The sequence below is a fragment of the Caballeronia sp. TF1N1 genome (assembly GCF_022878925.1).
In the GTDB taxonomy this organism is placed as follows: Bacteria; Pseudomonadota; Gammaproteobacteria; order Burkholderiales; family Burkholderiaceae; genus Caballeronia.
On the sequence record NZ_CP084627.1, the window covers coordinates 1,353,602 to 1,377,588 of the forward strand.

24 protein-coding genes and 1 pseudogene are annotated in these 23,987 nt (G+C 59.3%); 13 read left to right on the forward strand and 12 right to left on the reverse strand.

What is annotated here, in order from left to right:
• The first annotated feature begins 97 nt into the window (after positions 1-97).
• The gene (locus LDZ28_RS20275; RefSeq protein WP_244828878.1) at positions 98-1,498 is read left to right on the forward strand and encodes a GntP family permease; all 1,401 of its coding nucleotides are present in this window, start codon (positions 98-100) and stop codon (positions 1,496-1,498) included.
• Between the two features lie 28 nt (positions 1,499-1,526).
• Here LDZ28_RS20275 and LDZ28_RS20280 read toward each other — a convergent pair whose 3' ends face one another.
• Positions 1,527-2,429: a LysR family transcriptional regulator gene (locus LDZ28_RS20280; protein WP_244828879.1), complete on the reverse strand. Its 903-nt coding sequence runs from the start codon at positions 2,427-2,429 to the stop codon at positions 1,527-1,529.
• Positions 2,430-2,522: 93 nt separating this feature from the next.
• Between LDZ28_RS20280 and LDZ28_RS20285 the strand changes: the two genes are divergently transcribed.
• Positions 2,523-3,281 carry an SDR family NAD(P)-dependent oxidoreductase gene (locus tag LDZ28_RS20285; protein WP_244828880.1) on the forward strand — a complete coding sequence of 253 codons (759 nt, stop codon included), beginning with the start codon at positions 2,523-2,525 and terminating at the stop codon, positions 3,279-3,281.
• Positions 3,282-3,351: 70 nt separating this feature from the next.
• Here the strand turns inward: LDZ28_RS20285 and LDZ28_RS20290 are convergent, their stop codons facing one another.
• Together LDZ28_RS20290 and LDZ28_RS20295 are read right to left on the reverse strand one after the other, a co-directional pair.
• Positions 3,352-3,699, reverse strand: coding sequence for an H-NS family nucleoid-associated regulatory protein (locus LDZ28_RS20290; protein ID WP_244828881.1), 348 nt, complete (start codon positions 3,697-3,699; stop codon positions 3,352-3,354).
• 154 nt (positions 3,700-3,853) lie between these two features.
• The gene (locus LDZ28_RS20295) at positions 3,854-4,513 is read right to left on the reverse strand and encodes an NAD(P)-dependent oxidoreductase (protein ID WP_244828882.1); all 660 of its coding nucleotides are present in this window, start codon (positions 4,511-4,513) and stop codon (positions 3,854-3,856) included.
• A 100-nt stretch (positions 4,514-4,613) separates the two neighbouring features.
• Here LDZ28_RS20295 and LDZ28_RS20300 point away from each other — a divergent pair, with 100 nt between their 5' ends.
• From LDZ28_RS20300 to LDZ28_RS20320, 5 genes are all read left to right on the forward strand, one after another.
• Positions 4,614-5,561: a LysR family transcriptional regulator gene (locus tag LDZ28_RS20300; RefSeq protein ID WP_244828883.1), complete on the forward strand. Its 948-nt coding sequence runs from the start codon at positions 4,614-4,616 to the stop codon at positions 5,559-5,561.
• Between the two features lie 126 nt (positions 5,562-5,687).
• Positions 5,688-6,503 carry an IclR family transcriptional regulator gene (locus tag LDZ28_RS20305; protein WP_244828884.1) on the forward strand — a complete coding sequence of 272 codons (816 nt, stop codon included), beginning with the start codon at positions 5,688-5,690 and terminating at the stop codon, positions 6,501-6,503.
• 99 nt (positions 6,504-6,602) lie between these two features.
• Positions 6,603-7,967, forward strand: a complete 1,365-nt coding sequence (locus LDZ28_RS20310; RefSeq protein WP_244828885.1) for an MFS transporter — start codon at positions 6,603-6,605, stop codon at positions 7,965-7,967.
• A gap of 54 nt (positions 7,968-8,021) precedes the next feature.
• On the forward strand, positions 8,022-8,687 hold the full coding sequence (locus tag LDZ28_RS20315; protein WP_244828886.1) for a DUF4286 family protein: 666 nt from the start codon (positions 8,022-8,024) through the stop codon (positions 8,685-8,687).
• Positions 8,688-8,748: 61 nt separating this feature from the next.
• The gene (locus tag LDZ28_RS20320) at positions 8,749-9,177 is read left to right on the forward strand and encodes a PaaI family thioesterase (RefSeq protein ID WP_244828887.1); all 429 of its coding nucleotides are present in this window, start codon (positions 8,749-8,751) and stop codon (positions 9,175-9,177) included.
• Positions 9,178-9,249: 72 nt separating this feature from the next.
• Here the strand turns inward: LDZ28_RS20320 and LDZ28_RS20325 are convergent, their stop codons facing one another.
• A complete protein-coding gene (locus tag LDZ28_RS20325; protein WP_244828888.1) occupies positions 9,250-9,534 on the reverse strand; it encodes a hypothetical protein in 285 nt (94 codons plus the stop codon).
• Between the two features lie 295 nt (positions 9,535-9,829).
• On the opposite strand from LDZ28_RS20325, the gene LDZ28_RS20330 reads away from it, so the two are divergent.
• A complete protein-coding gene (locus LDZ28_RS20330) occupies positions 9,830-10,051 on the forward strand; it encodes a hypothetical protein (protein WP_244828889.1) in 222 nt (73 codons plus the stop codon).
• A 15-nt stretch (positions 10,052-10,066) separates the two neighbouring features.
• Here the strand turns inward: LDZ28_RS20330 and catC are convergent, their stop codons facing one another.
• From catC to LDZ28_RS20345, 3 genes are all read right to left on the reverse strand, one after another.
• Positions 10,067-10,345: a muconolactone Delta-isomerase gene (catC, locus tag LDZ28_RS20335; RefSeq protein ID WP_244828890.1), complete on the reverse strand. Its 279-nt coding sequence runs from the start codon at positions 10,343-10,345 to the stop codon at positions 10,067-10,069.
• A gap of 71 nt (positions 10,346-10,416) precedes the next feature.
• Positions 10,417-11,544 carry a muconate/chloromuconate family cycloisomerase gene (locus LDZ28_RS20340; protein ID WP_244828891.1) on the reverse strand — a complete coding sequence of 376 codons (1,128 nt, stop codon included), beginning with the start codon at positions 11,542-11,544 and terminating at the stop codon, positions 10,417-10,419.
• Positions 11,545-11,648: 104 nt separating this feature from the next.
• Positions 11,649-12,572, reverse strand: coding sequence for a LysR family transcriptional regulator (locus LDZ28_RS20345; protein ID WP_244828892.1), 924 nt, complete (start codon positions 12,570-12,572; stop codon positions 11,649-11,651).
• A gap of 175 nt (positions 12,573-12,747) precedes the next feature.
• Between LDZ28_RS20345 and catA the strand changes: the two genes are divergently transcribed.
• From catA to benD, 5 genes are all read left to right on the forward strand, one after another.
• Positions 12,748-13,683 (forward strand): catechol 1,2-dioxygenase, encoded by a 936-nt coding sequence (gene catA, locus LDZ28_RS20350; RefSeq protein ID WP_244828893.1) that lies wholly within the window; start codon positions 12,748-12,750, stop codon positions 13,681-13,683.
• Between the two features lie 100 nt (positions 13,684-13,783).
• Entirely contained in the window at positions 13,784-15,142 is a 1,359-nt protein-coding gene (locus LDZ28_RS20355) for a Rieske 2Fe-2S domain-containing protein (protein WP_244828894.1), read from the forward strand.
• Complete coding sequence (gene benB, locus LDZ28_RS20360; RefSeq protein WP_244828895.1) at positions 15,139-15,627, forward strand: benzoate 1,2-dioxygenase small subunit; 489 nt, start codon at positions 15,139-15,141, stop codon at positions 15,625-15,627. Before LDZ28_RS20355 ends, benB begins: the two co-directional genes overlap by 4 nt.
• 38 nt (positions 15,628-15,665) lie before the next feature.
• Positions 15,666-16,688 carry a benzoate 1,2-dioxygenase electron transfer component BenC gene (gene benC / locus LDZ28_RS20365; protein ID WP_244828896.1) on the forward strand — a complete coding sequence of 341 codons (1,023 nt, stop codon included), beginning with the start codon at positions 15,666-15,668 and terminating at the stop codon, positions 16,686-16,688.
• Complete coding sequence (gene benD / locus LDZ28_RS20370) at positions 16,685-17,461, forward strand: benzoate diol dehydrogenase BenD (protein ID WP_244828897.1); 777 nt, start codon at positions 16,685-16,687, stop codon at positions 17,459-17,461. Before benC ends, benD begins: the two co-directional genes overlap by 4 nt.
• A gap of 211 nt (positions 17,462-17,672) precedes the next feature.
• Here benD and LDZ28_RS20375 read toward each other — a convergent pair.
• From LDZ28_RS20375 to LDZ28_RS20395, 5 genes and pseudogenes are all read right to left on the reverse strand, one after another.
• Positions 17,673-18,515 (reverse strand): annotated as a pseudogene (locus LDZ28_RS20375) (endo alpha-1,4 polygalactosaminidase); the annotation flags it as partial.
• A gap of 13 nt (positions 18,516-18,528) precedes the next feature.
• Positions 18,529-19,902 carry an exopolysaccharide Pel transporter PelG gene (pelG, locus tag LDZ28_RS20380; RefSeq protein WP_244828898.1) on the reverse strand — a complete coding sequence of 458 codons (1,374 nt, stop codon included), beginning with the start codon at positions 19,900-19,902 and terminating at the stop codon, positions 18,529-18,531.
• Positions 19,902-21,539, reverse strand: a complete 1,638-nt coding sequence (pelF, locus tag LDZ28_RS20385; RefSeq protein WP_244828899.1) for a GT4 family glycosyltransferase PelF — start codon at positions 21,537-21,539, stop codon at positions 19,902-19,904. The genes pelG and pelF overlap by 1 nt, the downstream gene beginning before the upstream one ends.
• Positions 21,536-22,546 (reverse strand): hypothetical protein, encoded by a 1,011-nt coding sequence (locus LDZ28_RS20390; RefSeq protein WP_244828900.1) that lies wholly within the window; start codon positions 22,544-22,546, stop codon positions 21,536-21,538. The genes pelF and LDZ28_RS20390 overlap by 4 nt, the downstream gene beginning before the upstream one ends.
• Positions 22,539-23,927 (reverse strand): PelD GGDEF domain-containing protein, encoded by a 1,389-nt coding sequence (locus tag LDZ28_RS20395; protein WP_244828901.1) that lies wholly within the window; start codon positions 23,925-23,927, stop codon positions 22,539-22,541. The genes LDZ28_RS20390 and LDZ28_RS20395 overlap by 8 nt, the downstream gene beginning before the upstream one ends.
• Positions 23,928-23,987: the final 60 nt, after the last annotated feature.

Consider the following 23,987-nt stretch of genomic DNA (forward strand, 5'->3'; position numbering starts at 1 on the left):
ATGGCACGGAAGCTGCATTTGCCCGCGCGGCGCGCGATCAGTCGCGTCGAGGGTCTTCAAGAGAGACCCGTGATAACAAAACATCAATGGAGACTCCATGTCGTTCATCATCGTGCTCGCCGCCCTGGCGTTCCTGATGCTGGCCGCTTATCGCGGTTACAGCGTCATTCTTTTCGCGCCGATCGCCGCGCTCGCGGCTGTCCTGCTGACCGATCCGGCAGCCGTCGCGCCCGTGTTTTCGGGCATCTTCATGGAGAAGATGGTTGGCTTCGTCAAGCTGTACTTCCCGGTGTTCCTGCTTGGCGCGGTGTTCGGCAAGGTCATCGAACTGTCGGGATTCTCGGAGTCGATCGTTGCCGCCGCGATTCGCTATATCGGCAAGTCGCGCGTCAATGCGGTGATCGTCGCGGTGTGCGCGCTGCTCACGTACGGCGGCGTGTCACTGTTCGTGGTCGTGTTCGCCGTGTATCCGTTCGCGGCGGAGATGTACAGGCAGAGCAATATTCCCAAGCGCCTGATGCCGGGCGCGATTGCACTCGGCGCGTTCTCGTTCACGATGGATTCGCTGCCGGGCACGCCGCAGATTCAAAACATCATCCCGACGACGTTCTTCAAGACGACTGGCTGGGCCGCGCCGTGGCTCGGCGTGATCGGCTCGGTGTTCATCATCGTGATGGGACTGACGTTTCTCGAATGGCGCCGCCGCCGCGCGATGGCCACGGGCGAAGGCTACGGCACCTCGCTCGTGAACGAGCCTGAGCGCGTCGAGTCGACCAATCTGCCGAATCCGGCGCTGGCGATTGCGCCGCTGATTCTCGTGGGCGTCGCCAACTTCGCGCTCACGAAGTGGATTCCGACGTGGTACGGCGCGAGCTATACCATCGCGCCGGAAGTGCTGCCCGGCGTGCATGCGCCCGTGACCACGGCCGTCAAGACGGTCGTCGCGATCTGGGCAGTCGAAGGCGCGCTGCTGCTCGGCATCGTGCTCGTGTTGCTGACGGCTTTCTCGCGCGTGAAAGATCGCTTCGCCACGGGCACGCGTGTAGCCGTCGCGGGCGCTTTGCTCGCGGCGATGAACACGGCGTCGGAATATGGCTTCGGTGGCGTGATCGCCGCGTTGCCGGGTTTTCTCGTCGTCTCCGATGCGCTGAAGAGCATTCCGAATCCGCTCGTCAATGCGGCGGTATCGGTGAGTTCGCTCGCGGGCATCACGGGGTCGGCGTCGGGTGGCATGAGTATCGCGCTGGCCGCCATGTCCGATACCTTCATCAAGGGCGCCGAAGCCGCACATATTCCGCTGGAAGTTCTGCACCGCGTCGTGGCCATGGCAAGCGGCGGCATGGACACCTTGCCGCACAACGGCGCCGTCATCACGCTGCTCGCGGTGACGGGTCTGACGCATCGGGAGTCGTATCGCGACATCTTTGCGGTGACGGTCATCAAGACGCTCGCGGTGTTCTTCGTGATCGCGGTGTATTACATGACGGGGCTGGTTTGAGAGTTGGAAGTGCTGTTCGCGTCGCGCTTCAGAACGACGCCGAGCGGATGAAATCCAGAAACGCACGCAGCGGCGTCGGCACGTAGCGGTGACCGGAATAGTACAAAAACGGCCCCGGAAACCGCTGCCACCAAGGTTCGAGCACAGGCTCGAGCGAGCCGTTCTCGAAGAACGGCTTCATCCAGTCGTCGAAGAGCTGCACGATGCCGCAACCCGCCAACGCGGCATCTATTCCAAGATCGGTTGCGGCGCCCGCTCGAACGATGAGCGGGCCGCTCGGCTCGACGCGAATGTGCTCGCCGTCGCGCTCGAATTCCCATGTGGTCATCGCGCCGCTCGCGAAGCGATAGCGCACACACGCATGCTGCAAGAGTTCGCTCGGATGCTGAAGACGACCGCGACGCTCCAGATACGCGGGTGACGCACCGAGCGCCATTCGTTGCTCGCGCGGACCGATAGGAACGGCGATCATGTCCTGCTCCAGACGTTCGCCATAGCGGATGCCTGCGTCGCATCCTTCCGCCATCAGGTTGATGAAGCCGTCGTCGGCAATCACCTCCAGTTCGATATCCGGGTAAGCCGCGAGAAACGCCGGCACTAGGCGCGGCAGGATGAGTTTGGCCGCGACCACCGGCACATTCAGCTTCAACTTGCCAGCTGGCTTGTCCCGAAAGCCGTTCACCACGTCGAGCGCTGCGTCGAGGCCATCGAGCGCGGGCTTGAGTCGAGCCAAGAGACGCGCACCCGCTTCGGTCGTCGTGACGCTGCGTGTCGTGCGATGAAGCAAACGCACGCCGGTGCGGGCTTCGAGACGGCGCACCGCTTCGCTTACGCCGGAAGGGCTGCTGCCGATGGCGCGCGCGGCATCGCGAAAACCGCCCGCTTCGACGACGGCCACGAATGCTTCCAGTTCCTTGAGGTTGGGTCCCATTGTTCGCTCTTTCAGTACACCCCGTGCAGACTCGAGCACGTTATCTTTCGAGGCTCGGTTGGCTATTCTGTTTCCTGTCACAGGAGAGCAAACATGTCCGCAGAAAAGATTGCGATTGTCACCGGCGGCAGCCGGGGCTTAGGCCGAAACACAGTGTTGAATCTCGCCAAGCGAGGCGTCGATATTATCTTTACTTATCACCGGAATCGCGAAGAAGCTGAAAACGTCGTCCGATCCGTGTCCGATCTCGGTCGAAAAGCAGTGGCGCTTCAGCTAGACACTGGAAACGTCGGCGCCTTCGATAGCTTTATCGGCAAGGTCCGCGAAACGCTGGCCGAATGGAAAGCAGAACGCTTCGATTTCCTCATCAACAATGCGGGTACGTCACATCACAACAGCATCGAGAAAACGACCGAGGAAGAATTGGATGGCCTATATAACGTGCACTTCAAAGGCGTGTTCTTTTTGACGCAGAAGCTGCTGCCGCTTATTCGCGACGGCGGGAAGATTGTCAACTTGTCTTCCGGGCTGACGCGAATCATCGTACCGGAAAGCGGCGCTTACGGCTCGCTGAAGGGCGCGGTCGAAATATTGACGAAATACATGGCGAAGGAACTCGCGCCGCGCCGGATCGCAGTAAACGTGGTCGCGCCTGGTGCTATTCAGACGGATTTCAGCGGCGGAATAGTTCGGGATAATGCCGAGTTGAATAAGCGCATTGCCGACATGACGGCGCTGGGCCGTGCCGGATTGCCCGACGACATTGGCCCGATGATCGCGTCGCTGCTCTCCGAAGATAATCGGTGGATCAACGCTCAGCGTATTGAAGTGTCTGGCGGCATGGCGATTTAACGCCTACGCACAGGAAAATAGATCGCTGCGCCCGTAGTTCGAAGCGGGCGCGGGCGAGCTTTCTTTCGACTTAATGCTTTTCGGGGAATAGCGCGGCTTGAACCATCGCGCGGACATTTTCGCCCTTGTCGACGAGAAACTCGTCGCGGTCTTTCCCGGCAATCCATTGCGGCGCACGGCCGCGGCCGCTCCAGGTCGCGCCGCTCACCGGGTCGCGATATTTCGCCGGGGCGTCGGCGCGCTGGGCGCCCGACTTCGGGCCAAACAATTCGTTAAGCGAAATACCGTACTGTCGCATCTTCTGAACAATTTCCTTCAGTACGAGCTGCGTCTCTTGTTCTTTAGCTTCGTTCAACTGCCGCTCCAGCGCTTGCTGCTGCGCGACGAGGCGGGTAATTTCAGGGTTTTGATAAGCCATGTGCGTAGTATTTGTTCGATGAGCCGTATCGCCATCGATGCGTGGAGTAGAAGCATTATAAGACTTCTCGCGCAAGCCATGGACTCGAAACGAGTCTCCTCGTCCGTTTAGCCTCTTACGTCCACGCATGGAATCTCGCAGCGGCTTCGAATGCTCAAAGTTCGCGCGCAACCGTGAATCTGGCTCTGACGTGTTTTGGATTCTCCAGTTCATCGACCACTGCGACCGCTAAATCGGCGACGGAGATGCCGGCCGGCTTGTCGCCATCCATTAAAAGGTTCTCCGAGCCAAGTCGATAAGAACCCGTGCGCTCACCTTCTTCGAGAAAAGCGGGCGGGCTTACGAAAGTCCAATCCAGGACCGTGTTGCCGCGAATTGCATTGAGCGCATCGCGGGCGGCGGTTGCGCCCGGAATGATGTTCGCCGGCACATGCGAGCTGAACTCGTCGGTATCGATGAGTTGCAGGCCAGGCGCGACGAACAGGCTCGCGGCGCCGCCAATGACCAAATAGCGCCGAACGCCGCTTGCCTCGACGCCGCGAACGATTGCCGAATTGCCGCGAGTGAAGTTCTCGAACAGTTCGGGGTCGTTCCATCCGGGGTTGAACGCGGACACTACGGCATCGTGACCGCGCACGGCGTTCGCCACCGACTCCCACGAATACGCGTCGCCGACAACGACTTTGAGACGCTCGGACGACGCCGCGCTTGCGGCGTTGCGAAGCAATACCGTGACCTCGTGGCCTCGTTGAAGAAGTTCTTTCTTGAGATGCGTTCCAACAAAACCGGTCGAACCAATGAGAGCGACTTTCACGTGACATCCTCTAAAAAATAGCGATACGAGGATGCTAGCTTCTCAAGCAGAGATTTATAATCCGCGGAAATCAACAATCAAATTTAAGCCACACTTCAAAATGAATGACCTTCGGCCGTTCGTGATCTTCGCGGAGACTGTCTCCCACGGTTCCATGAGCGCTGCCGCCGCGCGTCTAGGGATGAGTGCATCGGCGGTGAGTCAGGCAATCAAGGCGCTTGAACGGGAATCCGGTGTGACCTTGCTTCATCGGTCGACGCGCAAACTGACGCTGACCGAGGACGGCGAGCGCTGTTACGCCCATTGCCTGAGGTTGATCGAGGCGTGGAAAGCAGCGTCCGAATCGCTCGCTCAGGCACGGGACGCGCCAACCGGCGAATTGCGCGTCGCCGCGCCGATTGGCTTCGGGTCGTATATCGCGCCCGCGCTGGCTCCGGTCCTTTCCACGTGGCCAAAGTTGCGACTGCGCCTTTTGGTCAGCGACGAGATGGTCGATCTCATCGATGCGCGCGTCGATATCGCCATTCGCGTTGGCAAGCTCGCGGATTCCGGTTGGGTCGGCCGTCCACTCTGCGAACTCGAAACGATTCTCTGCGCCTCGCCGGCGTACTTGCAGCGTCACGGCACGCCGCAAAGTCCGCAAGAACTGACGACGCATCCTTGGATATCGCTGGAACGCGAACTGGACGAATCCGGCCAGAACGCCAGCACGCCCGACGATGACGCACCTTCGCTCGTCCTCGATTTGCAAGGAGACAAGCGCGTGAAAGAGACGGTGCGCGCGCCAGTGCGCATTGCAAGCACTACACAACCCACGGTTCAACAGATCTGCGAACAAGGTTTAGGCATTGCGCGCTTGGCATATATCGACGCGCAAAGCTCGATCAAGCGTCGGACGCTCGTTCATGTGCTTCCAGACTGGCGGCTTCCTATGCTACCGGTGACGTTGGTATCGCCGAAGAAGAGCACCGAGCCTGCGAAGGTTCGCGCAGCGGTCGAAGCGTTGAAGGCTTACTTCACCCGTCTTCCGTCGACTCGGGATAGTTGAACACCCCGCGCCCCAAAAACGTCTAAAACATACAAAGTGAAAAGAGTTTGCAATTTGCAAAGACTTTTCACTAGAATGGCACGCATACCCCGAGTTGACGAACAACAACCGTCCGATGCCCCGACCATGAGCGCCGTCGCCGAACGCATTCTTCGTGTGCTGGAAGAGCTTGCCAACTCGCCGGAGGGCAAGACGCTCTCCGAGTTGTCGACGAGTCTCGACCTGCCCATTACCGCGACGCACCGCTTGCTCGCCGACCTCATGGAGCAGGACTACGTTCGCAAAGACGAACGGCGCGGGGAGTTCACGCTGACCATGAAGATGCCGTCGCTCGGACTGCGTTTCTTGAGCGCGGGCGGCGTCGTCGATATTGCGCAGCCCATTCTGGAGCGTCTCGCATCGACATCGGGAGAGTTGGTGCGGCTTGCAATCGTCGATGGCGAACAATTGATCTATGTCGCGAAGGCGCAAGGCGCGCGGCAAGGCATTCGCTACGACCCGGAGATGGGACGCCCCGTTACGTTGTCCTGCAGCGCGGCGGGAATGATTTGGCTCGCGGGCAAGAGCGACGAAGAAGTCATGCGGCTCGTATCGAAACAGGGATTCGGCGTGCCGTCGGATTTCGGCCCGCACGCGCCCACGACGTTCAAGGCGCTGATTCCGCATATCGATGCCGCCCGCACCAACGGCTACGCAACCACGCACGACATGTTCTTGCCTGCGATGAGCTCGATGGCGACAACCGTGCATGCCGAGAACGGCGAGGTTCGCGCAATTCTCATCATCGCGGGACCCATGTCGCGATTGACCGACGCAAAGATGAAAGAGCTCGTGCCGTCATTGATGTCGACGTCGAAAGAGCTGTCTGAAGCAAGCGGAGTGTCGCCCATGCTTCGTCAGGCGATGAAAGGCCCTAACTTCGCGGTCAGCATCGCCAGTTGATGCGCGGCGAAACAAAGCGTTGAAAACGCGTCCTCATTAAATCGCATAACTAAATATATAACCCGAAGATCGGTTCTGACACATCAGGAGGAGACACAAATGGGAATGGAAAACGCGGACGGCTCGCAACGCTCCATGGCGAATCGCGCGGTAAGCGCCGCCACGCTCGGAACGGCGCTCGAATGGTTCGACTTCACGCTTTACGGTTCGGTCGCGGCCACGGTGCTTCCCAAACTCTTCTTCCCGAGCATGGAGCCAAACTCCGCGCTGCTGGCGTCGCTCGCGACCTTCAGCGTGGGTCTCGCGGCGCGGCCGCTTGGCGCCATCATTTGCGGCCATTTCGGCGACAAAATCGGACGGCGCAACCTCATGCTCGGCACGGTCTCGGTGATGGGCATCACCTCCGTGTTGATGGGCTTGCTTCCGACTTACCTGCAGATCGGCATGCTCGCGCCCATTCTGCTCGTCGTCTTGCGCATCATCCAGGGATTCGCGCTCGGTGGCGAATCCACCGGCGGACAACTGATGGCGCTCGAACACGCGCCCGCGGACCGGCGCGGAAAATACTCCGGCTTGATCGGCATGTGTGCGCCGCTGAGTCAGATCCTCGCGAATGCCGTTCTGTTGATTCTATCCGCGACAATGAGCGCCGATGCCTTCACGAGTTACGGCTGGCGCATTCCCTTCGTCATGAGTTTCCTGCTCGTGATCGTCGGCATCTACATTCGTCTGCGCGTGTCGGAAACGCCCGCATTCGTGCAGATGAAGCAGTCTGCGGTAGCCAACGTAAGCAGCCCGCTCAAGGACGCGTTTCGTCTTCACTACAAGACCATCATTCGCATGATGCTCTTCTTCTGCGGCCCCACGGCACTGTTCTATCTTGCGGTCGTGTTCACGCTCGGTTATCTGACGAACTCGCTCGGCGTGCCGAAGCAGACGGGGTTCACGCTGCTAATGATCGGCAACGCATGCGCAATCGCCGGTTCCATTCTCGGCGGATTGTTGAGCGACCGCATCGGCCGAAAGCGCGCGTTGCTCATCGCATCCGCAGCGACGTTCGTCATCATGATGTTCTACTTCCCGCTGCTCGCCACGAAGAACTTTGCGACGATGGCCATCGCCATGGGCCTCTTCATGGGCTTCGTTCAGGTTCAGACGGGCATTCAGCCGGTCGCGTTTGCGGAAGCCTTCCCGACGAACGTCCGATACTCGGCATCGGCACTCGCGTTCACCGGCGCAAGCCTCTTCGCAGGCGGCCCGATTCCGGTTGTCGCCACGTGGCTTTTGAATCTAAGTCACGGCTCGCCGTGGACATTGGTCGCACTCGTGGCGTCGTTGAATGCACTGTCCTTTTGCATGATCGCGATCGGACCGGAGACGAAAGGCATCGACATGAATCGGCTCGATTCCACCGACGACGTCATCGGCAAACAGAATTCGAGCGCACATCAGGCTACTTACTGAGACGCGTGGAATCACGCTTCCATCCACCATTCAATCGATACCGCGAGAAAGCACATGACCGATCGACACACAGGTTTGCTCGCCATTTGGAGCACGATCGAAGCACACAACGAAACCGATTACTTGCACTGGCTCACGCGTGAACATGTCTTCGAGCGGGTAGGCGTGCCGGGATTTCGTTCGGGCCGCGTATTCAAGCGTCGCGCAAGCAAGCCTTCGGAATACCTCATGCTCTACGAGCTCGACACTGCGAACGTGATGTCGAGTACCGGCTATCTTTCGCGTCTCAACGACCCGAGCGAATGGACGCAACGAATCATGCCGAACCTGATGCGCTTCCGGCGTGGCGGGGGTTCAGTGGTGCTGAAGGGGGGTCATGTCGGCGGATATGGAAGTCATATCGCCATCGCACGCTTTGAAGACATCATGCCGGACGAGTTGACCGGTTCGACAGGGCAAGAACTGATCGACGCTTTGGCGCGGCTCGATTGGGTCGTCACCGTTCAAGCGATGACGGTGCAAACCGACCGAACGTCCATTGCCACACGAGAAAAGTCGATGCGGCGTAGTCAGGAAGGCGCTTTCTGCGGGCTGCTCGTGATAGAGGCGCTCGATCATGCATCGCTCGATAACGCCATTACTCACGCAACTCGCGTGCTTCCGACGACCGAAGGAAAATTCGAGTTGTTCGACGCCATCTTCAGTTGCCATAAGCCTTGAGGCGCACGAGCCTAAGTGCCGTTAGACTAAAGGCATCCCCGGCCTATCCATAACGCGCGACATGAACGATATCGAATCGAGAATTTCATCGAGCTTCTTTGCTCAAGGCTTGATGAAAACGCTTGGCGCCACATTGATGTCGGTATCCGAAGGCGAAGTCCGAATCAGTCTGCCCTTTTCAGCGGCTTTATCGCAGCAGCAAGGCTTCGCTCATGCCGGTGTGATTACGAGCATCGTGGACAATGCTTGTGGCTATGCCGCTTTAACCAAGGCACCGGAAGGGCACGACGTGGTGACGGCGGAATTCAAGGTGAATTTTCTGCGGCCCGCAATAGGAACGTCGTTTCTAGCCGTGGGCAAGGTCGTCAACGCGGGCAGGCTACTGACTGTTTGTACCGGCGAGGTGTTCGCTATTGGCGATGCTCAATCGGCGCCGAAGTTGATAGCGGTGATGCAGGCAACCATCGCTACGGTTTCCTCGAAGGCATGAAGCACCGTTGAAAGCCGGCGGCCCTGGTGAGATCAGGAACCACTGGCAATGTGTCATCGTTCAATTAAAGCTTTAAACGTAGGCTTCGCGCTGCCACGGTCCCCACTCACCGCCCATCGCCTTGGTGCGCGTGTACGTTGCGCTTTGGCCTGTCGGCGTGTCCGAGGCATCGTCGGCCTGCACTGCATCCGTGGTGTGAAGCGCAAAGGCCTGGCGGTCGTGCGTATCGACAGTTACGCGTCCAATCGGACCCTTGACGGGTTCCGCATCGCCCTCTTGCGATGATTCGAGCAACGCGAGGTAAGGTGTCAGGCGTCCCCAAAAGTCGGTGAGCTCTTCCTGTACGTAACGCGTCATAAAGTGTCTCCCAAAGCCCTCTAGCTTACCGCACATCGCGCAAACGTCCTTCTTTGTCGGAAGATGCGTCGAGACATTGCGTCGGAGCGTGCGACTTCAAACGCCCGTCGCCATTCCCGTAAGTAGCCTTTCGACGGCCGCGCCGATGTGTGGTGTAGCGAATAGAAACCGCAGCCCTGTGACGTTACTTTGGTACACGAGAAGCATGGCCCAGGCGTCCGAGGATGCAAGCGGAGCCGTGACGTCCCGACAACGTAATGCCATTGAAGCAACAGTTAGAAAAGCAGCCAGAGCCATGCCTACGACCAACAAATACCTCTCTGAGAACTCGCAAGTGCGAATTGGCCTCGTCACGCAAGGCCACATTTCGACTATCGAGTGCATGCTGGAAGGCGGAGCGGCGTGGCCCGACATCGGCCGCGCAATCAACTGGGACCCGGCGGCCGCGGCTCAGGATTATGCAATCTACGCGTTCACGCAGCTTAGGCGCTTGCGTCAGGTGGCTAAAGATCACTAATCGCGTGAGTCGCGGCTAGCGAATAGAAGAAGGATGATGCGCCAGCGCAGTCACCTGCATCGTTATGAACGGAAACAAAGGCAACGCGGACAAGATCGTATGAAGCTCGTCATGCGAGTCCACGTCGAAGACGCTGAAATTCGCGTACTCACCAACCACGCGATGCAACTGCTGCCACTTTCCTTCACGCTGCAATTGCTGCGAATACGCCTTCTCGCGAGCCTTGATGTCTTCAGCTTGCGCTTGCGGCATGTCGTGCGGCAGATGCACGTCCATTCTTACGAAATACAGCATATTTCCTCCTAAGCGGCGACGCTGATTCCGCATGCGGAAACAAGCGTCATGTCTCATCCGGCGATAAACCTTCAGGCCTTCTTGTCGCGACGATAAAACGCCAGCTTTTCCTCGTCGATTTGCAGCCCCAGCCCCGGACCTGCCGGCATATGCAGATCGAAGTCGCGATACTGCGGACGAGCGGTCACTATGTCGTCCTTGAGCAATAACGGCCCAAAGAGCTCCGTACCCCAAGCGAGTTGCGGAAGCGCGCTAAAGCCATGTGCGGAAGCAACGGAACCGATACTCCCTTCTAGCATCGTCCCGCCGTAAAGCAGCACGCCCGCTGCATCGGCAATCGCAGCCGTGCGCATCATGCCGAAGATGCCGCCGGACTTCGCGATCTTCAGCGCGAATACATCGGCGCATGCGTCGCGCACGAGTTCGAGGGCATCTTCGGGACCGGTCACGCTTTCATCGGCCATGATGGGCACGTTGAATCGCGCGGCGAGCCGGGCAAGCGCGCCGCGATGCTCACGCGGCGTCGGTTGCTCGACGAGATCGACGCCCGCCGATTCCAGCGCTGCAATGCCGAGCGTGGCATCGACTTCGCTCCATGCCTGATTGACGTCTACCGTTACCTTGGCCCGGTCACCCAAAGCCGACTTTATCTTCGAGACATGGGCGACGTCATCGCGCACGCCGCGGCGGCCGATCTTCAGCTTGAACACATTGTGGCGGCGTTCGGCGAGCAGCATCTCGGCTTCTTCGATATCGCGATTCGTGTCGCCGCTGGCAAGCGTCCACAGCACCGGTAGCGTCTTGCGAACCGCGCCACCGAGCAACGTGGACACCGGCACGCCAAGGCGTTTGCCTTGCGCATCCAGCAGCGCCGTCTCGATCCCGGACTTGGCGAAGCGATTGCCACGCGCGACCTTGTTCAGCTTGAGCATGACCGCGTTGATATTGTTCGCGTCCTGTCCGACGAGCGCCGGAGCCAGGTAAATATCGATGGTCAGCTTGATACCCTCGGGACTTTCCTCGCCGTAAGACAAGCCACCGATAGTCGTGGCTTCGCCGATGCCCTCGATGCCATCGCTCGAACGCAGGCGGATGATCACCATGGTTTGTTGCTGCATCGTCGCCATGGAAAGCTGATGCGCGCGAATGGTCGGTAAATCGACCAGAATCGCCTCGACGGATTCGATGTGAGGGTTCATACCTGGATTGGCGAAGTGGATGGGTTGAACGAAGTATCGAACGGCGAATAACACCTTGTCCAAGACCTTCGACGTCTAATGCCATACTCGCCAGGTATCGAAACTTAGCGCCCCCGGTCGGTGCGGGGCGCGTAAGGCACGTGTTCCTCATCGTAGAGCCGATAAATCAATTCGAGCATCTCGCGAATGTCGCGCGATTCGTCGAGCGCTCGCATGCTCATGATGATGGGCGATACCAGCGTGGGGTCGTCCAGGTCCTTGTAACTCACATCATCACGCTTGAGGCCATACACACTGCTCGGCACGATCGAGATGCCTTCACCCGCCGCCACGAGACCAAGCGCTATCTGCAGCTCGCGCACTTCGTAAATTCGCCGGGGTTCGAGCGCTCGGTCCTTGAAAGCGGCAAGCACCTGGTCCGCGTAACTCGGGCGAGGCGCCTTCGGATAGACGATCAACGTCTCGTTGAGCAAGTCACGCAGCGCGAGCACCGGCTTGAGAACCGAGAGCGCATGCCCCTGCGGAAGCGCCACGATCATCTTTTCTTCCCGCAGAATGACCCGGCGAATATTCGCGTCTTCATTGCGGATTCGACCGAACCCCACGTCGATATGACCGTCCTTGAGCGCGCGAAGCTGGTCCATCGTCGACATCTCATGCAGGCTCAACTCGACGGTAGGATTTTCGTCGCGAAAGCGGCGGATGATCTTGGGCAGCATGCCGTATAGCGTCGAGCCTACGAAACCAACGGACAAGCTGCGTTCGATATTGCCAACGCGCCTTGTCATCGATTCGAGTTCGGACGTCTGCGCAATCAGCTGCGCGGCATGCGAATAAAAGAACTTGCCCGTCTCTGTCAGCTTGAGCGGCCGCGAGTTGCGTTCGAGCAGTTGAACGCCCAGCGTCTCTTCGAGCTGCTGAATCTGACGGCTCAGTGGCGGCTGCGCGATGTTGAGCCGCTGCGCGGCGCGCGTGAAGTTCCGCTCTTCCGCCACGGCCACGAAATAGCGCAGGTGTCGCAATTCCATTTCTATACCTCCTTGGTATAGCCCGATACCAAATCAGTGTTGGACGGCGGTCTGGCGGCTCATTATTCTGCAATCACACTCTGTTTTCGCCGCCGATCATACCTTCCAAACATTATACGGACTGCGGAAAAACGAGGGTTAACCCCCACCGAACAAGAGATTCAGGAGCAGACAAATGAGCGTCAAAGTGTTCGATTCGAAGGAAGCGCAGGACCTCTTGAAGGCCGCTGCGAATCTCGGAAGCAAGGACGGTAACGCACGCGCCAAGCAGATCACTCATCGCTTGCTGGGTGACCTCTTCAAGGCCATCGACGACCTCGATATGACACCCGACGAGATCTGGGCCGGCGTGACCTACTTCAACAAGCTCGGACAAGATGGCGAGGCTGCACTCTTGGCCGCTGGTCTCGGTATCGAGAAGTATCTCGACATCCGCATGGATGCGGAAGACCGTGAAGCAGATATCCACGGCGGCACGCCGCGCACCATTGAAGGTCCGTTGTACGTTGCCGGCGCTCCGGTGCGTGATGGTGTCTCCAGAATCGACATCAACGCGGACGAAGACGCGGGTCCGCTCATCATCCGCGGCACGGTGACGAGCCCGGATGGCAAGCCCGTACCGAATGCGGTCGTGGAATGCTGGCACGCAAACTCGAAGGGCTTCTATTCGCACTTCGACCCGACGGGGGCGCAAGACGCCTTCAATCTTCGGGGCGCGGTAAAGACGGGTGCCGATGGCAAGTACGAATTCCGCACGCTCATGCCCGTGGGTTACGGCTGCCCGCCGCACGGCGCGACTCAGCAACTGCTCGACCTCATCGCGCGCCATGGCAATCGTCCGGCCCACGTGCATTTCTTCGTGACTAGCGACAAGACTCGCAAGCTCACGACGCAAATCAACATCGAAGGCGACCCGCTCATCTGGGATGATTTTGCCTATGCGACTCGAGAAGAACTCGTGCCGCGCGTGATCGGGAAGACGGGCGGTGCTGCGCTGGGACTCAAGTCCGACGCGTACAAGGAAATCGAATTCAACATCGAGTTGACTCCGCTGGTTCAGGGTAAGGACAACCAGCTGGTCAATCGCCCTCGCGTATCTGTCGCGGCTTAACCGCCCGCGCGGCCGCCGCTGTTACGCGGCCAAACCTCTTTCACAAATTCTTTGAACCGATGCAAGCGCTTCGCACGAAGCCTGCATAGGGAGACGAGTCATGCCCGCAACCATCGATAAAGCGCGACAACTGGACGACTTGCTGAACAACGCCGTTCAGGATGACAAGGAAAGCGGTGTGTTCCGCTGCCGCCGCGATATTTTCACGAACGCCGATTTGTATGAACTCGAAATGAAGCACATCTTCGAGAGTAATTGGGTGTATCTCGCGCACGAGAGCCAGATTCCGGACAACAACGACTACTACACCACGTGGATCGGCCGTCAGCCGATCGTCATCACGCGTGACAAGGTCGGCGAATTGCACGCCGTCATCAATGCCTGCGCACACAAGGGTGCGATGCTCTGCCGTCGCAAGCACGGCAACAAGGGCAGCTTCACGTGCCCGTTCCACGGCTGGACGTTTTCCAACGCAGGCAAGCTATTGAAGGTCAAGGACGAGAAGACGACCGAGTACCCGGTGCAGTTCAATAAGCAAGGCTCGCACGACTTGAAGAAGGTTGCGCGCTTTCAGAACTACCGTGGCTTCCTTTTCGGCAGCCTGAGCGAAGACGTCATGCCGCTCGAAGACTATCTCGGCGAGACCAAGGTCATCATCGATCAGATCGTCTCGCAGGCGCCTGAAGGTCTCGAAGTGTTGCGCGGCAATTCCTCGTACATCTACGACGGCAACTGGAAGATGCAGATGGAAAATGGCTGCGACGGCTATCACGTCAGCACCGTGCACTGGAACTACGCTGCAACCATGGGCCGTCGCAAGGTCGAAGGCACGAAGGCCGTCGATGCCAACGGCTGGAGCAAGTCCGTCGCTGGCGTATATGGCTTCGAGCATGGACATATCCTGCTTTGGACCAACACGATGAATCCGGAAGTGCGTCCGGTGTATCAACATCGCGATGAGATCGCAGCACGCGTGGGCGACGAAAAGGCGAAGTACATCGTCAATCAGACGCGCAATCTTTGTGTGTATCCGAACGTGTTCTTGATGGACCAGTTCAGCACGCAGATTCGCGTGATCCGCCCGATCAGCGTCGACAAGACCGAAGTGAACATCTTCTGCTTCGCACCCAAAGGCGAGAGCGCGGAAAGCCGTGCCATCCGCATTCGTCAATACGAAGATTTTTTCAACGTCTCGGGCATGGGCACGAGCGACGACCTCGAAGAATTTCGCGCGTGTCAGGCGGGCTATGCGAGCACGACATCGATGTGGAATGACATGTCGCGCGGCGCGCCGCTATGGGTGCACGGACCCGATGCGAACGCAAAAGGCATGGGACTGAAGCCGCTTGTCTCGGGCGAGCGCAGCGAAGACGAAGGGCTCTTCGTGGTGCAACACGAGTACTGGATGCACATCATGCGCGAAGCTCTACGCAAGGAACAGACGGAGGCGACGGTATGAGCATCGACTATCAAAAGGTCTGTGCCGCGCTCTATCAAGAGGCGCGCTTTCTGGATGACCGTCAGTGGGACGAGTGGCTCGCTTGCTACACCGAAGACGTCGAGTACTGGATGCCCGCCTGGGACGACGATGACAAGCTCACCGACGACCCGCACAGTCAAATCTCCTTGATGTACTACGCCGACCGTGGCGGCCTGGAAGATCGAGTGTTCCGCATCAAGACCGAGCGCAGCGGTGCGTCGATGCCGGAACCGCGCACCAGCCACAACGTGACGAACGTCGAGCTGCTGGCCGAACGCGCGAACGAAGTGGACGTGCGCTACAACTTCACTACGCAGAGCCATCGCTACAAGATGACCGACTATTTCTTCGGCACCATTTTCGTTACCTTCCGCAAGGTGGATGACCGTCTCTTGATTGCCAGCAAGAAGATTGCGTTGAAGAACGACTATATCCGCCAGGTACTCGACGTCTATCACGTCTGAAGTGCTTGATGGGAACGAGACACGAAGCAGGAGACAACATGTCTAGCTACAACATCGCATTGAACTTCGAAGACGGCGTGACTCGCTTTGTCGAATGCAAGGCGGGCGAGAAGGTCCTCGATGCCGCATTTCGAGCCCGGATCAACTTGCCGATGGATTGCTCCGACGGCGTATGCGGCACCTGCAAATGCCGCGCGGAAAGCGGCGCGTACGACCTCGGCGACGACTATATCGAAGACGCGCTAAGCGACGACGAAAAGGAAACCGGCCTTGTCCTCACGTGCCAGATGGTGCCGCAAAGCGACTGCGTGATTGCAGTGCCGGCATCGTCAGTAGTGTGCAAGACCGAGCAAAGCAAATTTGCCGCGACCGTCGCGAAGGTCGAACCGCATAACGACGCAGCCGTCGTGCTCGAATTCGATGTCGAAGCTGCCGCGCCTGTGTTCCTCGCCGGTCAATACGTCAATATCGATGTGCCGGGCAGCGGGCAGCATCGCTCCTATTCGTTCTCTTCCGCGCCTGGTGAAAGCAAGGTCAGCTTCCTGATCAAAAAGATTCCGGGCGGCGTAATGAGTACCTGGCTCGAATCCGCGCAGCCGGGCGACAAGACCCAATTGACCGGGCCGCTGGGTAGCTTCTATCTGCGCCCCGTCGAGCGGCCGTTGCTCTTTCTTGCGGGTGGCACTGGTTTAGCGCCCTTCTTGTCGATGCTGGAAGTCTTATACCGGACAAGCGCGCAGCAGAGGGTTCATCTCATCTACGGTGTGACGCGAGACCTCGACCTCGTGCAAACCGATGCAATAGCTGCGTATGCCATGAAGCTCCCGCACTTCACTTACAGCACCGTCGTGGCCGATGCCGAATCGGATCATCCACGCAAAGGCTGGGTCACGCAGCACATGTCGGCAGAGTCATTGAATGACGGTGACGTCGATGTCTATCTCTGCGGTCCTCCTCCAATGGTCGATGCCGTGCGCAAGTACTTCGACGATACCGGCGTGAAGCCGAATAGCTTTCACTACGAGAAGTTCACCCCTAACGCCGCGCCGGAGACCGCATGAACACCAACCGATTCGCCGGCAAAGTCATGGTGGTCACAGGCGCGGCGCAAGGGATCGGGCGGGGCGTTGCGCTTCGTGCGATCGCGGAAGGAGCGAAGGTTCTATTCGTCGATCGAGCGGACTTCGTGACGGAAGTCGCCGCTGAAGCACAAAGCCATGATGCGGTTGCGTTTATCGCCGATCTCGAAACCTACGACGGTGCGGCATCGACAATGGCTTTTGCAAAGAACAGGTTCGGTCGGATCGACATTCTCATCAACGGCGTGGGCGGCGCCATTCGCATGCGCCCTTTCGCGGAGTTCGAGCCCGCGCATATCGATGCGGAGATCCGGCGTTCGCTTATGCCAACGCTTTACGCGTGTCATGCCGTGCTTCCGTACATGCTCGCGCAGGGTTGCGGCACCATCGTCAACATTTCATCGAATGCGACTCGCGGGATTCGGCGCGTACCGTACTCCGCGGCGAAGGGCGGCGTAAACGCGATGACTCAATCGCTTGCGATGGAGTACGGCGCGTACAACATCCGCGTCGTTGCGGCTGCGCCCGGCGGGACAGAGGCACCTCCGCGACGAGTGCCTCGTAACGCCTCAGGCGATAGCGAGCAAGAGAAAGCATGGATGGGCGAGGCGGTCAAGCAGGTCACCGAGTCGACCTTCCTCAAGCGTTACGGCACGCTCGACGAGCAGATAGCGCCGATTCTCTTTCTTGCCTCGGATGAGGCGGCGTATATCACGGGTGCGGTGCTGGCCGTGGCGGGTGGGGATAATGGGTGAGACCAAGGAACACGCTGCTGCTCAGTGTTCGCAATGGCCCCTCACTCCACCGTGACCGACTCAGCCAGAGTCCGCGGCTTATCCACATCCGTGCAGCCCTTCGATCAATACGGGAACGATATTGCGTTGGGTATGGCGCCGACGATGCCATACATGGCTTTGCTCTCTCAGATGATGTTGTTCTTCGTTGCGTTCAATTCGCTAGTGGCGCTCCTGTGCCTACCGTAGCGAGCGCGCCATCGGTGACATAGGGCACGATGCCGTCGGCCGCGATGCGTGCGGCCGTCGCGACCTTGCAATCGGCATCGGCGGGTGCGCAATAGTCGATCGAAAGGACCGGCAGATGGTATCGATCGCGTATGGTCGTGGCCTGCATCAGCAGCCAGTCGCGGTCGGCCTGCGGTACTTCCGTATAGCGTTGCTTGCCTGCATCCCAGCCGCGATACAGCGATTCTAACGCGACCATCCAGGCTGATTCATGCACTTGAGGCAGCACTTCAAAGCCGCGATTGAAGATCAGCTTCGCTTCCGGATAACGCGCCTTGATGGCGCGAATGACGCGCACGAGTCCCGCTTCCTGTGCCGCACGCGCGGCATCGGTCGTGGCGATCAGCTGATACGAATCGAGCGTATCGAGAAAGAAGCCGCGATAACCCTTCTTCCACAACGGCGCGATAACCTTGTTTACGACGAACGCCGGCCATTGCGCCGCCGTTTGATCCACCACGTGCGACGCCCACGCCTGATTCACGCCAGGCATCCACGCAGACGGAATCGCCTTGAAGTAAGCGCGATGCGGATTCACTTCGCCGATGCTCACGTAAGCAAACCACGCCGTGTGCGTATCCGCATGAGCTTGCGGATCGAAATGTGCATCGGGCTCGACTACGACGACATCGAAACCGGTGAGTTCCTCGACAGGCGGATTTGCGCCGTAATACAGCGCGACCGATGTCGTTTGCGCGTGCGCGGCAGTCACCATCGCCCCGAAGGCGGCGATTCTCGCGAAATGCAGCAATGCGCGCAGGCCAGATCGTCGGACGAATTTGTTCATGTCGTTAAGCCACTCAGCCGCGCAGCATGTAAGTCTCGTATTCGAGAGACAGGAACTTGCGGTCGAGCACCTTCACGGCGGCCACCACGACGACGAGCAACGCCAGTGCGAACCCATAGCCGTAGAAATCCGGTCCGAGCCGCAACGTAATGCCCGTAAAAAGGCCATTCAACAGAACGAACGCGCCGGTGAGCTTCATGACGGTGCGTCGTCCATCGAGATAGAAGAAGACGTTGAGCAGGCCGAGCAGCAGCACTTGCAGACTCGCGGACACAACATCGACGACCAAAAGCGGCATATACAAGGGCGAGATGCCGAGCAAGCCCAGCACGCGCTCACCGAACGCGACGATCAGCAGCAGCACCACCGTCTGCACCTTGATGATTTCATAGAGTCCGGCACGCACGCTGCCCACCATCATGTCGCGCATCTCGCTGATATGGCGCAGCGTCGCGCCGCTGCGCACGGCGTCGTAGAACGCGTCGTAGTATTCGACGAAGTCCGCTTCGATACGCACGAGGAACGTCGCCATGCCCGGCATCACGCATACGTAAGCGATAAAAATGGGGATGTCGTAGATCACCGATGCATTCAGCGGCCCAATGACTCGCGTACCCGTGCCCGGCGCATACCAGAACATGAACTTGTCGAGCCACACGCCGATATTGAACAGCAAGCCGACGAGCGCGAGACTAGGATAGGCATAACGTCCTTCGAACACTTCGAACGACACGAAGCGCTCGCTGCGATAGTTCCGGTAGATCAAGCCCGACAAACCCGCCAGCAAGACGATATGGCCGGCCACGAAACCGCCCAGCAAACCGATGAGTCCATAGCCGTTCAATGCGAGCGCAAGACAAACGACGCACGCATAACCCACGGCAAACACGTAAAGAATCTGCCGATACTGCTTCACGCTCGACAGAAAGATCACCGCGATCCAGATATTGCTGACCACGACGAAGCCGGTAATCATCAACAGGCGATAGACGATCGGCTCTTCACGAAAGCCCAGCAACATCGCAACGACCGCAACCACGCTCGAAAGAGCCGAAGACACGAGCACGACGCCGTTGTAATTGGACAGCACGAGGTCATCGCGCTTCTCGAACAAGCGGTCGGAAATGTAGCGCGTGAACGAGAGTTGCAACGGTCCTGTCAATATCAGACTAAGCGCGATCAAATATGTCACCGACACCTGAAACTGCACGATCGCAAACTTCGGTATGACTGAAGCCAGGCTGATGAGCCCGATGATCAAAATGCCGAAGATCGACAGAATGAGCGGACCTGAACTGATCAACCCTGCATAGGCATACGCGCGCGCCACGCCCGCGAGCGTGTCGCGGCGCATGATCTTGCGCAATTCGAAACCAATGCCGGCCATCAGCGTGACTCCTGCGATGCAAGCGGCTCTTTCGCGGCGCCTGCCGGTTTGTGATGATGCATCGGGCATTGCGCGGCGCTGGCCGACATGCCGCTGCGCGCTCGATCCGGCAGTGCCGACAGACGGTCATACAGCGCGCGATAACGGTCGATCATCTGCTTCTTCGTGTAATAGCGGCGCACGCGTGCGAGACCGGCTTGTTGTGCGGCTTGCCAGCGCGTTTCATCCGCGAGCAAGGACAGCACGGCCTGCGCGAACGCGGCCGGGTCCGCAAGCTGCACGACGCCGCCCGCCGATCCGAGCGCGCGATCTTCCTCATCCACGCCTTCGATCAATTGGCGGCACGACCCGACATCCGTCGTGATGGCCGGCACGCCCGCTGCGAAACCTTCGAGCACCACGAGCGGCAGCGCTTCGCTGATCGAGGTCAGTGCGATGACATCGACTTGCGGCAGCATGTCGTCAATACGCTGAAAGCCGAGAAACTTGAGATTGCGGCTCAAGCCGAGACTCTCCACCAATGCGCGGCATTCGAGCGCATAGGCGGGATCTTCTTCTTCCGGTCCGATGATCCAGCCTTCCAGGTCCGGCATGCTGCGCGACGCGATGAAGATCGCGCGAATGAAAGTCTTGATGTCCTTGATCGGCACCACACGTCCGATCAGCGCAACCACGCGATTCGAACGCGGCTTGCGTTGCGCGACGAGCGGCCCGAGCGCATCGACGTCGATACCGTTGGGGATACACTGCGTGCGCTCGGCACGCGCACCGTCCGTCACCTGACGCTGGCGATTCGCTTCGTAGAGCGCGACGATATCGTCGGCGGCGTCGTAGGCAAGCTTGCCGATCGCTTCGAAGAAACGCACCCACAGTTCGCGGAAGTAACTCACGCGCGAGATGTCGCGTTCGAACACACCGCGGTTGTCGCGAATCCACTGGCTTTGCAGCAAGTCGATCTTGCGTTCCTTCGTATAGATGCCATGCTCGGAGATCAGCAAGGGCCTTCCGGTACGGTAGTGCATCAACGCGCCGAGAAAGCCGCTATATCCCGTCGATACCGTGTGATAAACCTTGGCCGGCAACAACTGCTCCGCCACGCGCGCAAGCTGCCACAGCGGCTTGTGCATGATACGCACGGTCCAGAAGTAATCGGTGAAGGACGGGTCCGTGCAGAACTGCTCGTATTGATCGACGATGGTATGCCACGCCGCGCGACTCGTGAGGAACTGCTCTTCGTTGAGCGCGCCGCTCGTGCCGATCATCGGGATCATGTCGGCGAGCAACGCGCCAGCATCGCGGCCGTTACGCGGGTCGCGCAAGGTGTCGTGCAGCTGCTGCGAGCGCACGAATGCGGCGCTGTCGCCAGCGGCCGCGCGCGGCGTAAAATCCGCCGTGGTCGGCTCGTACAGGTAATGCGTTTCGATATGCACGACGTTGTCGGGCAATGCATAAGCGACGCCCGCATAGTCCGACTTCTGGCTGCCTATGAAGACGATCGCGAAGCGTGTGTCGGGGTAAGAGCGGATCATCTCGTTGACCCAGCTCGATACCCCGCCGCGCACGAACGGGAACGTGCCTTCGAGGAGAAGGCAGACATCGGCATCGGCGGCGCGGCGGATCGGGAGTTCTTTCATCATGACCAGTACTTCACAACCGGTTTGAGCGTGGGCAACGAAGCGGCATTGCCGAGCGTCGCCAGAAGGTTCGCCACGCGTGAATATTCGCCGCGCAGAAAGTCCGCTTCGGCAAGCCAGGGAACGAGACGTTCGCGCGGAAAGCCGAGCTCGAGCGCGCGGCCAATGTGTTCATGCGCTTCATCGGGCAAGCCGCTTGCAAGCGCCAGACGTCCGCGAATGAGCCACAGTGCGGCATCCGATGAATCGATTTCGAGCGCGGCTTGCGCGTAGCGGTCGGCTTGCTGCAGCGTGTGCTTATAGACCGCGCCTTGCACGAGATTCTGGTACACGAGCTCGAAGTAGAGTTCGGCAAGCAGTCGATTCAGCGCGTGACGCTCGGCGGGCTTCTCGGTTGCTTCGAGCGTTTTGCTCGTTCTGAAGATTTTCTGCATGATCTCGTTCTCGGCATGGTCCAACGTGCCGTATGCAATCAGGCGAATGTCTTCCAGGGGATCGGCGAGCAAGTCGCGCAGCAAGGTGCCGGTGGTGCGGGTCGGCATGCTCTGAATGGCAACCAACGCGGACAGTCGATCCGTCGATGCCACCTGCGTGTTCGCAAGACGTGCCTGCAAGCGCGCGCCGCCGCCATGCTGAACGCGCGATACCAGATACGTGACGAACTTGGGACGCGCGACATCGTCGAGTTCGCCGCTTTCCTTAAGCGCGGGGAAGAGCGCTGCCCAGATACAGCTCACGAGCACCACGACGCCACCCAAGAGCGGTACGAACGTGCACGCAAGCCACAACGAGAGCAACGACCACGCAAGCGGCTTGCGATAGTTCCGCGGCAACCAGGCGCGAAACGCAACGGCTTCGGCCAGACCCGCTGCGGCCTGCCAAGCCAGGAAGCGCATGAGCGGATCGAACGCGCCCGGCGCCTGCATCAGGCTCGCAATCGCAAGGTATTGCACCGTTCCCGCGACGATAGCCGCGAGCGCGCCGACGAGGAATGAGGACCCTTTAGACATCGAGGCCACTTCGCTTGAGAAGACGCTTGAGCGCCGCACCCGGTTCCTCGCCTTCGAGATGCAGCGTATGCACGCCAACGCGCGCGCCTTCGAGGTCGGTATTGAACTGCGCTTTCAGACTTGCTTCGATACGCGCGAGATAGCCGTCGATGCCGGTCGTATCCGTTGCGGGCATGAGATTGAGCAGCACGGATTGCCGCGGCGTCTGCACGGGCCACATGACGTCGAGCGAACGGCGGCGGCGTATGACGTGTTCGAAGAGTTCATCGCCTTCTTCATCGCGCGGAAACACGAGCGCGACCAGCGAGGAAGCCACGCCCGCCTTCTTCTGCAGACGCGTCAGACGGCCGAGATCGAGCGCGAATTCATGCGGGCAATCGGGTACCTGATCGACGATGCGCTGCACGAAGGACGCGTGCGCCACGCCATCGGCGTAGTAACCCAACAGCACCAGCAGGAGTTGCAGATTGTCGAAGTTGAGCGACAGGAACGGCATGCGCTTGATGACGAGCAACGCACGCAATTCGCCATCGGCGGAAACCAGCGGCGCGCAGACGAGATACTCGCTGACCGGCACGGTCGAATCGACGTTCTTCAGATGCGCGACGTTTTGCGTGGCGAGCGCATGCATGACGAGTTCATCGTCGAGCTTGAGCGTGAAGGCATCGCCGAGTTGGGCGATCGGCTCCATGCCCAGTTTGCCCCGATGCACCGGAAAAAGCGCGGCCACTTCAATTTGACATGCTTGCGCGATGAACTCGAGCAGGCCATCCGCGCCGCGCATCGATGAATCGTTCTTCGCCGTGTCGCCGGCGACGGAAAGCCGCCGCAACTCGGTGATCGAATCGCGCAACGTCGTCGGACGCGACAGCAGATCCTTCTCAAGCCGCTCATGCGAAAGACGCAGCAAGTAGTGACTGTTGGTCAACGCAACGAGGCGGTCGTTCAGATAGTCGTTCAGCGACGATGCACGTTCCGCGCGGCTGCCCCACGTATCGCCGAAATGACCGGCAAGGATCGTCTGACAAAGACCGCCCGCGAAATACAACGCGGGAAACGTGCCGCCCGGCGGATAGAACAACTCCCACACACCGAACATGATGGAGCTGGACAGCAAGCCAAGCAGCGTACCGTAGCGCAACGCGACGAGCAGCGGCACCATCCATAGCCACGGAAAGCCGCCGCGCACGAGTAAGGGATCGTCATGCTGAAGCCAGCGCGCGACAGACAGCATGATGAGCATCAGCGCGACGCTTTCGACGATAGCGAAGGGCCGCGCCACCGCGGGCGCGAGAAAGCGGCGCACGCGGCCCAAATTGCCGAACGGATGCGCGTGGCGCTTGGCGGCGCCCGGGTTGGTTTCGACGGCTGCGGTATTCACGGCCATTTCCTTTTCTTGTCTCGTGCTTATTTCGTATCGGCCTGCATTCTGTATGTCGGC

What these genes read in the sequence shown, in the direction of transcription:
- LDZ28_RS20275 (WP_244828878.1), top strand. Translation starts at nt 98, where the DNA reads ATGTCGTTCATCATCGTGCTCGCCGCCCTGGCGTTCCTGATGCTGGCC.
- LDZ28_RS20280 (WP_244828879.1), bottom strand. Translation starts at nt 2,429, where the DNA reads ATGGGACCCAACCTCAAGGAACTGGAAGCATTCGTGGCCGTCGTCGAA.
- LDZ28_RS20285 (WP_244828880.1), top strand. Translation starts at nt 2,523, where the DNA reads ATGTCCGCAGAAAAGATTGCGATTGTCACCGGCGGCAGCCGGGGCTTA.
- LDZ28_RS20290 (WP_244828881.1), bottom strand. Translation starts at nt 3,699, where the DNA reads ATGGCTTATCAAAACCCTGAAATTACCCGCCTCGTCGCGCAGCAGCAA.
- LDZ28_RS20300 (WP_244828883.1), top strand. Translation starts at nt 4,614, where the DNA reads ATGAATGACCTTCGGCCGTTCGTGATCTTCGCGGAGACTGTCTCCCAC.
- LDZ28_RS20305 (WP_244828884.1), top strand. Translation starts at nt 5,688, where the DNA reads ATGAGCGCCGTCGCCGAACGCATTCTTCGTGTGCTGGAAGAGCTTGCC.
- LDZ28_RS20310 (WP_244828885.1), top strand. Translation starts at nt 6,603, where the DNA reads ATGGGAATGGAAAACGCGGACGGCTCGCAACGCTCCATGGCGAATCGC.
- LDZ28_RS20315 (WP_244828886.1), top strand. Translation starts at nt 8,022, where the DNA reads ATGACCGATCGACACACAGGTTTGCTCGCCATTTGGAGCACGATCGAA.
- LDZ28_RS20320 (WP_244828887.1), top strand. Translation starts at nt 8,749, where the DNA reads ATGAACGATATCGAATCGAGAATTTCATCGAGCTTCTTTGCTCAAGGC.
- LDZ28_RS20325 (WP_244828888.1), bottom strand. Translation starts at nt 9,534, where the DNA reads ATGACGCGTTACGTACAGGAAGAGCTCACCGACTTTTGGGGACGCCTG.
- LDZ28_RS20330 (WP_244828889.1), top strand. Translation starts at nt 9,830, where the DNA reads ATGCCTACGACCAACAAATACCTCTCTGAGAACTCGCAAGTGCGAATT.
- catC (WP_244828890.1), bottom strand. Translation starts at nt 10,345, where the DNA reads ATGCTGTATTTCGTAAGAATGGACGTGCATCTGCCGCACGACATGCCG.
- LDZ28_RS20340 (WP_244828891.1), bottom strand. Translation starts at nt 11,544, where the DNA reads ATGAACCCTCACATCGAATCCGTCGAGGCGATTCTGGTCGATTTACCG.
- LDZ28_RS20345 (WP_244828892.1), bottom strand. Translation starts at nt 12,572, where the DNA reads ATGGAATTGCGACACCTGCGCTATTTCGTGGCCGTGGCGGAAGAGCGG.
- catA (WP_244828893.1), top strand. Translation starts at nt 12,748, where the DNA reads ATGAGCGTCAAAGTGTTCGATTCGAAGGAAGCGCAGGACCTCTTGAAG.
- LDZ28_RS20355 (WP_244828894.1), top strand. Translation starts at nt 13,784, where the DNA reads ATGCCCGCAACCATCGATAAAGCGCGACAACTGGACGACTTGCTGAAC.
- benB (WP_244828895.1), top strand. Translation starts at nt 15,139, where the DNA reads ATGAGCATCGACTATCAAAAGGTCTGTGCCGCGCTCTATCAAGAGGCG.
- benC (WP_244828896.1), top strand. Translation starts at nt 15,666, where the DNA reads ATGTCTAGCTACAACATCGCATTGAACTTCGAAGACGGCGTGACTCGC.
- benD (WP_244828897.1), top strand. Translation starts at nt 16,685, where the DNA reads ATGAACACCAACCGATTCGCCGGCAAAGTCATGGTGGTCACAGGCGCG.
- pelG (WP_244828898.1), bottom strand. Translation starts at nt 19,902, where the DNA reads ATGGCCGGCATTGGTTTCGAATTGCGCAAGATCATGCGCCGCGACACG.
- pelF (WP_244828899.1), bottom strand. Translation starts at nt 21,539, where the DNA reads ATGATGAAAGAACTCCCGATCCGCCGCGCCGCCGATGCCGATGTCTGC.
- LDZ28_RS20390 (WP_244828900.1), bottom strand. Translation starts at nt 22,546, where the DNA reads ATGTCTAAAGGGTCCTCATTCCTCGTCGGCGCGCTCGCGGCTATCGTC.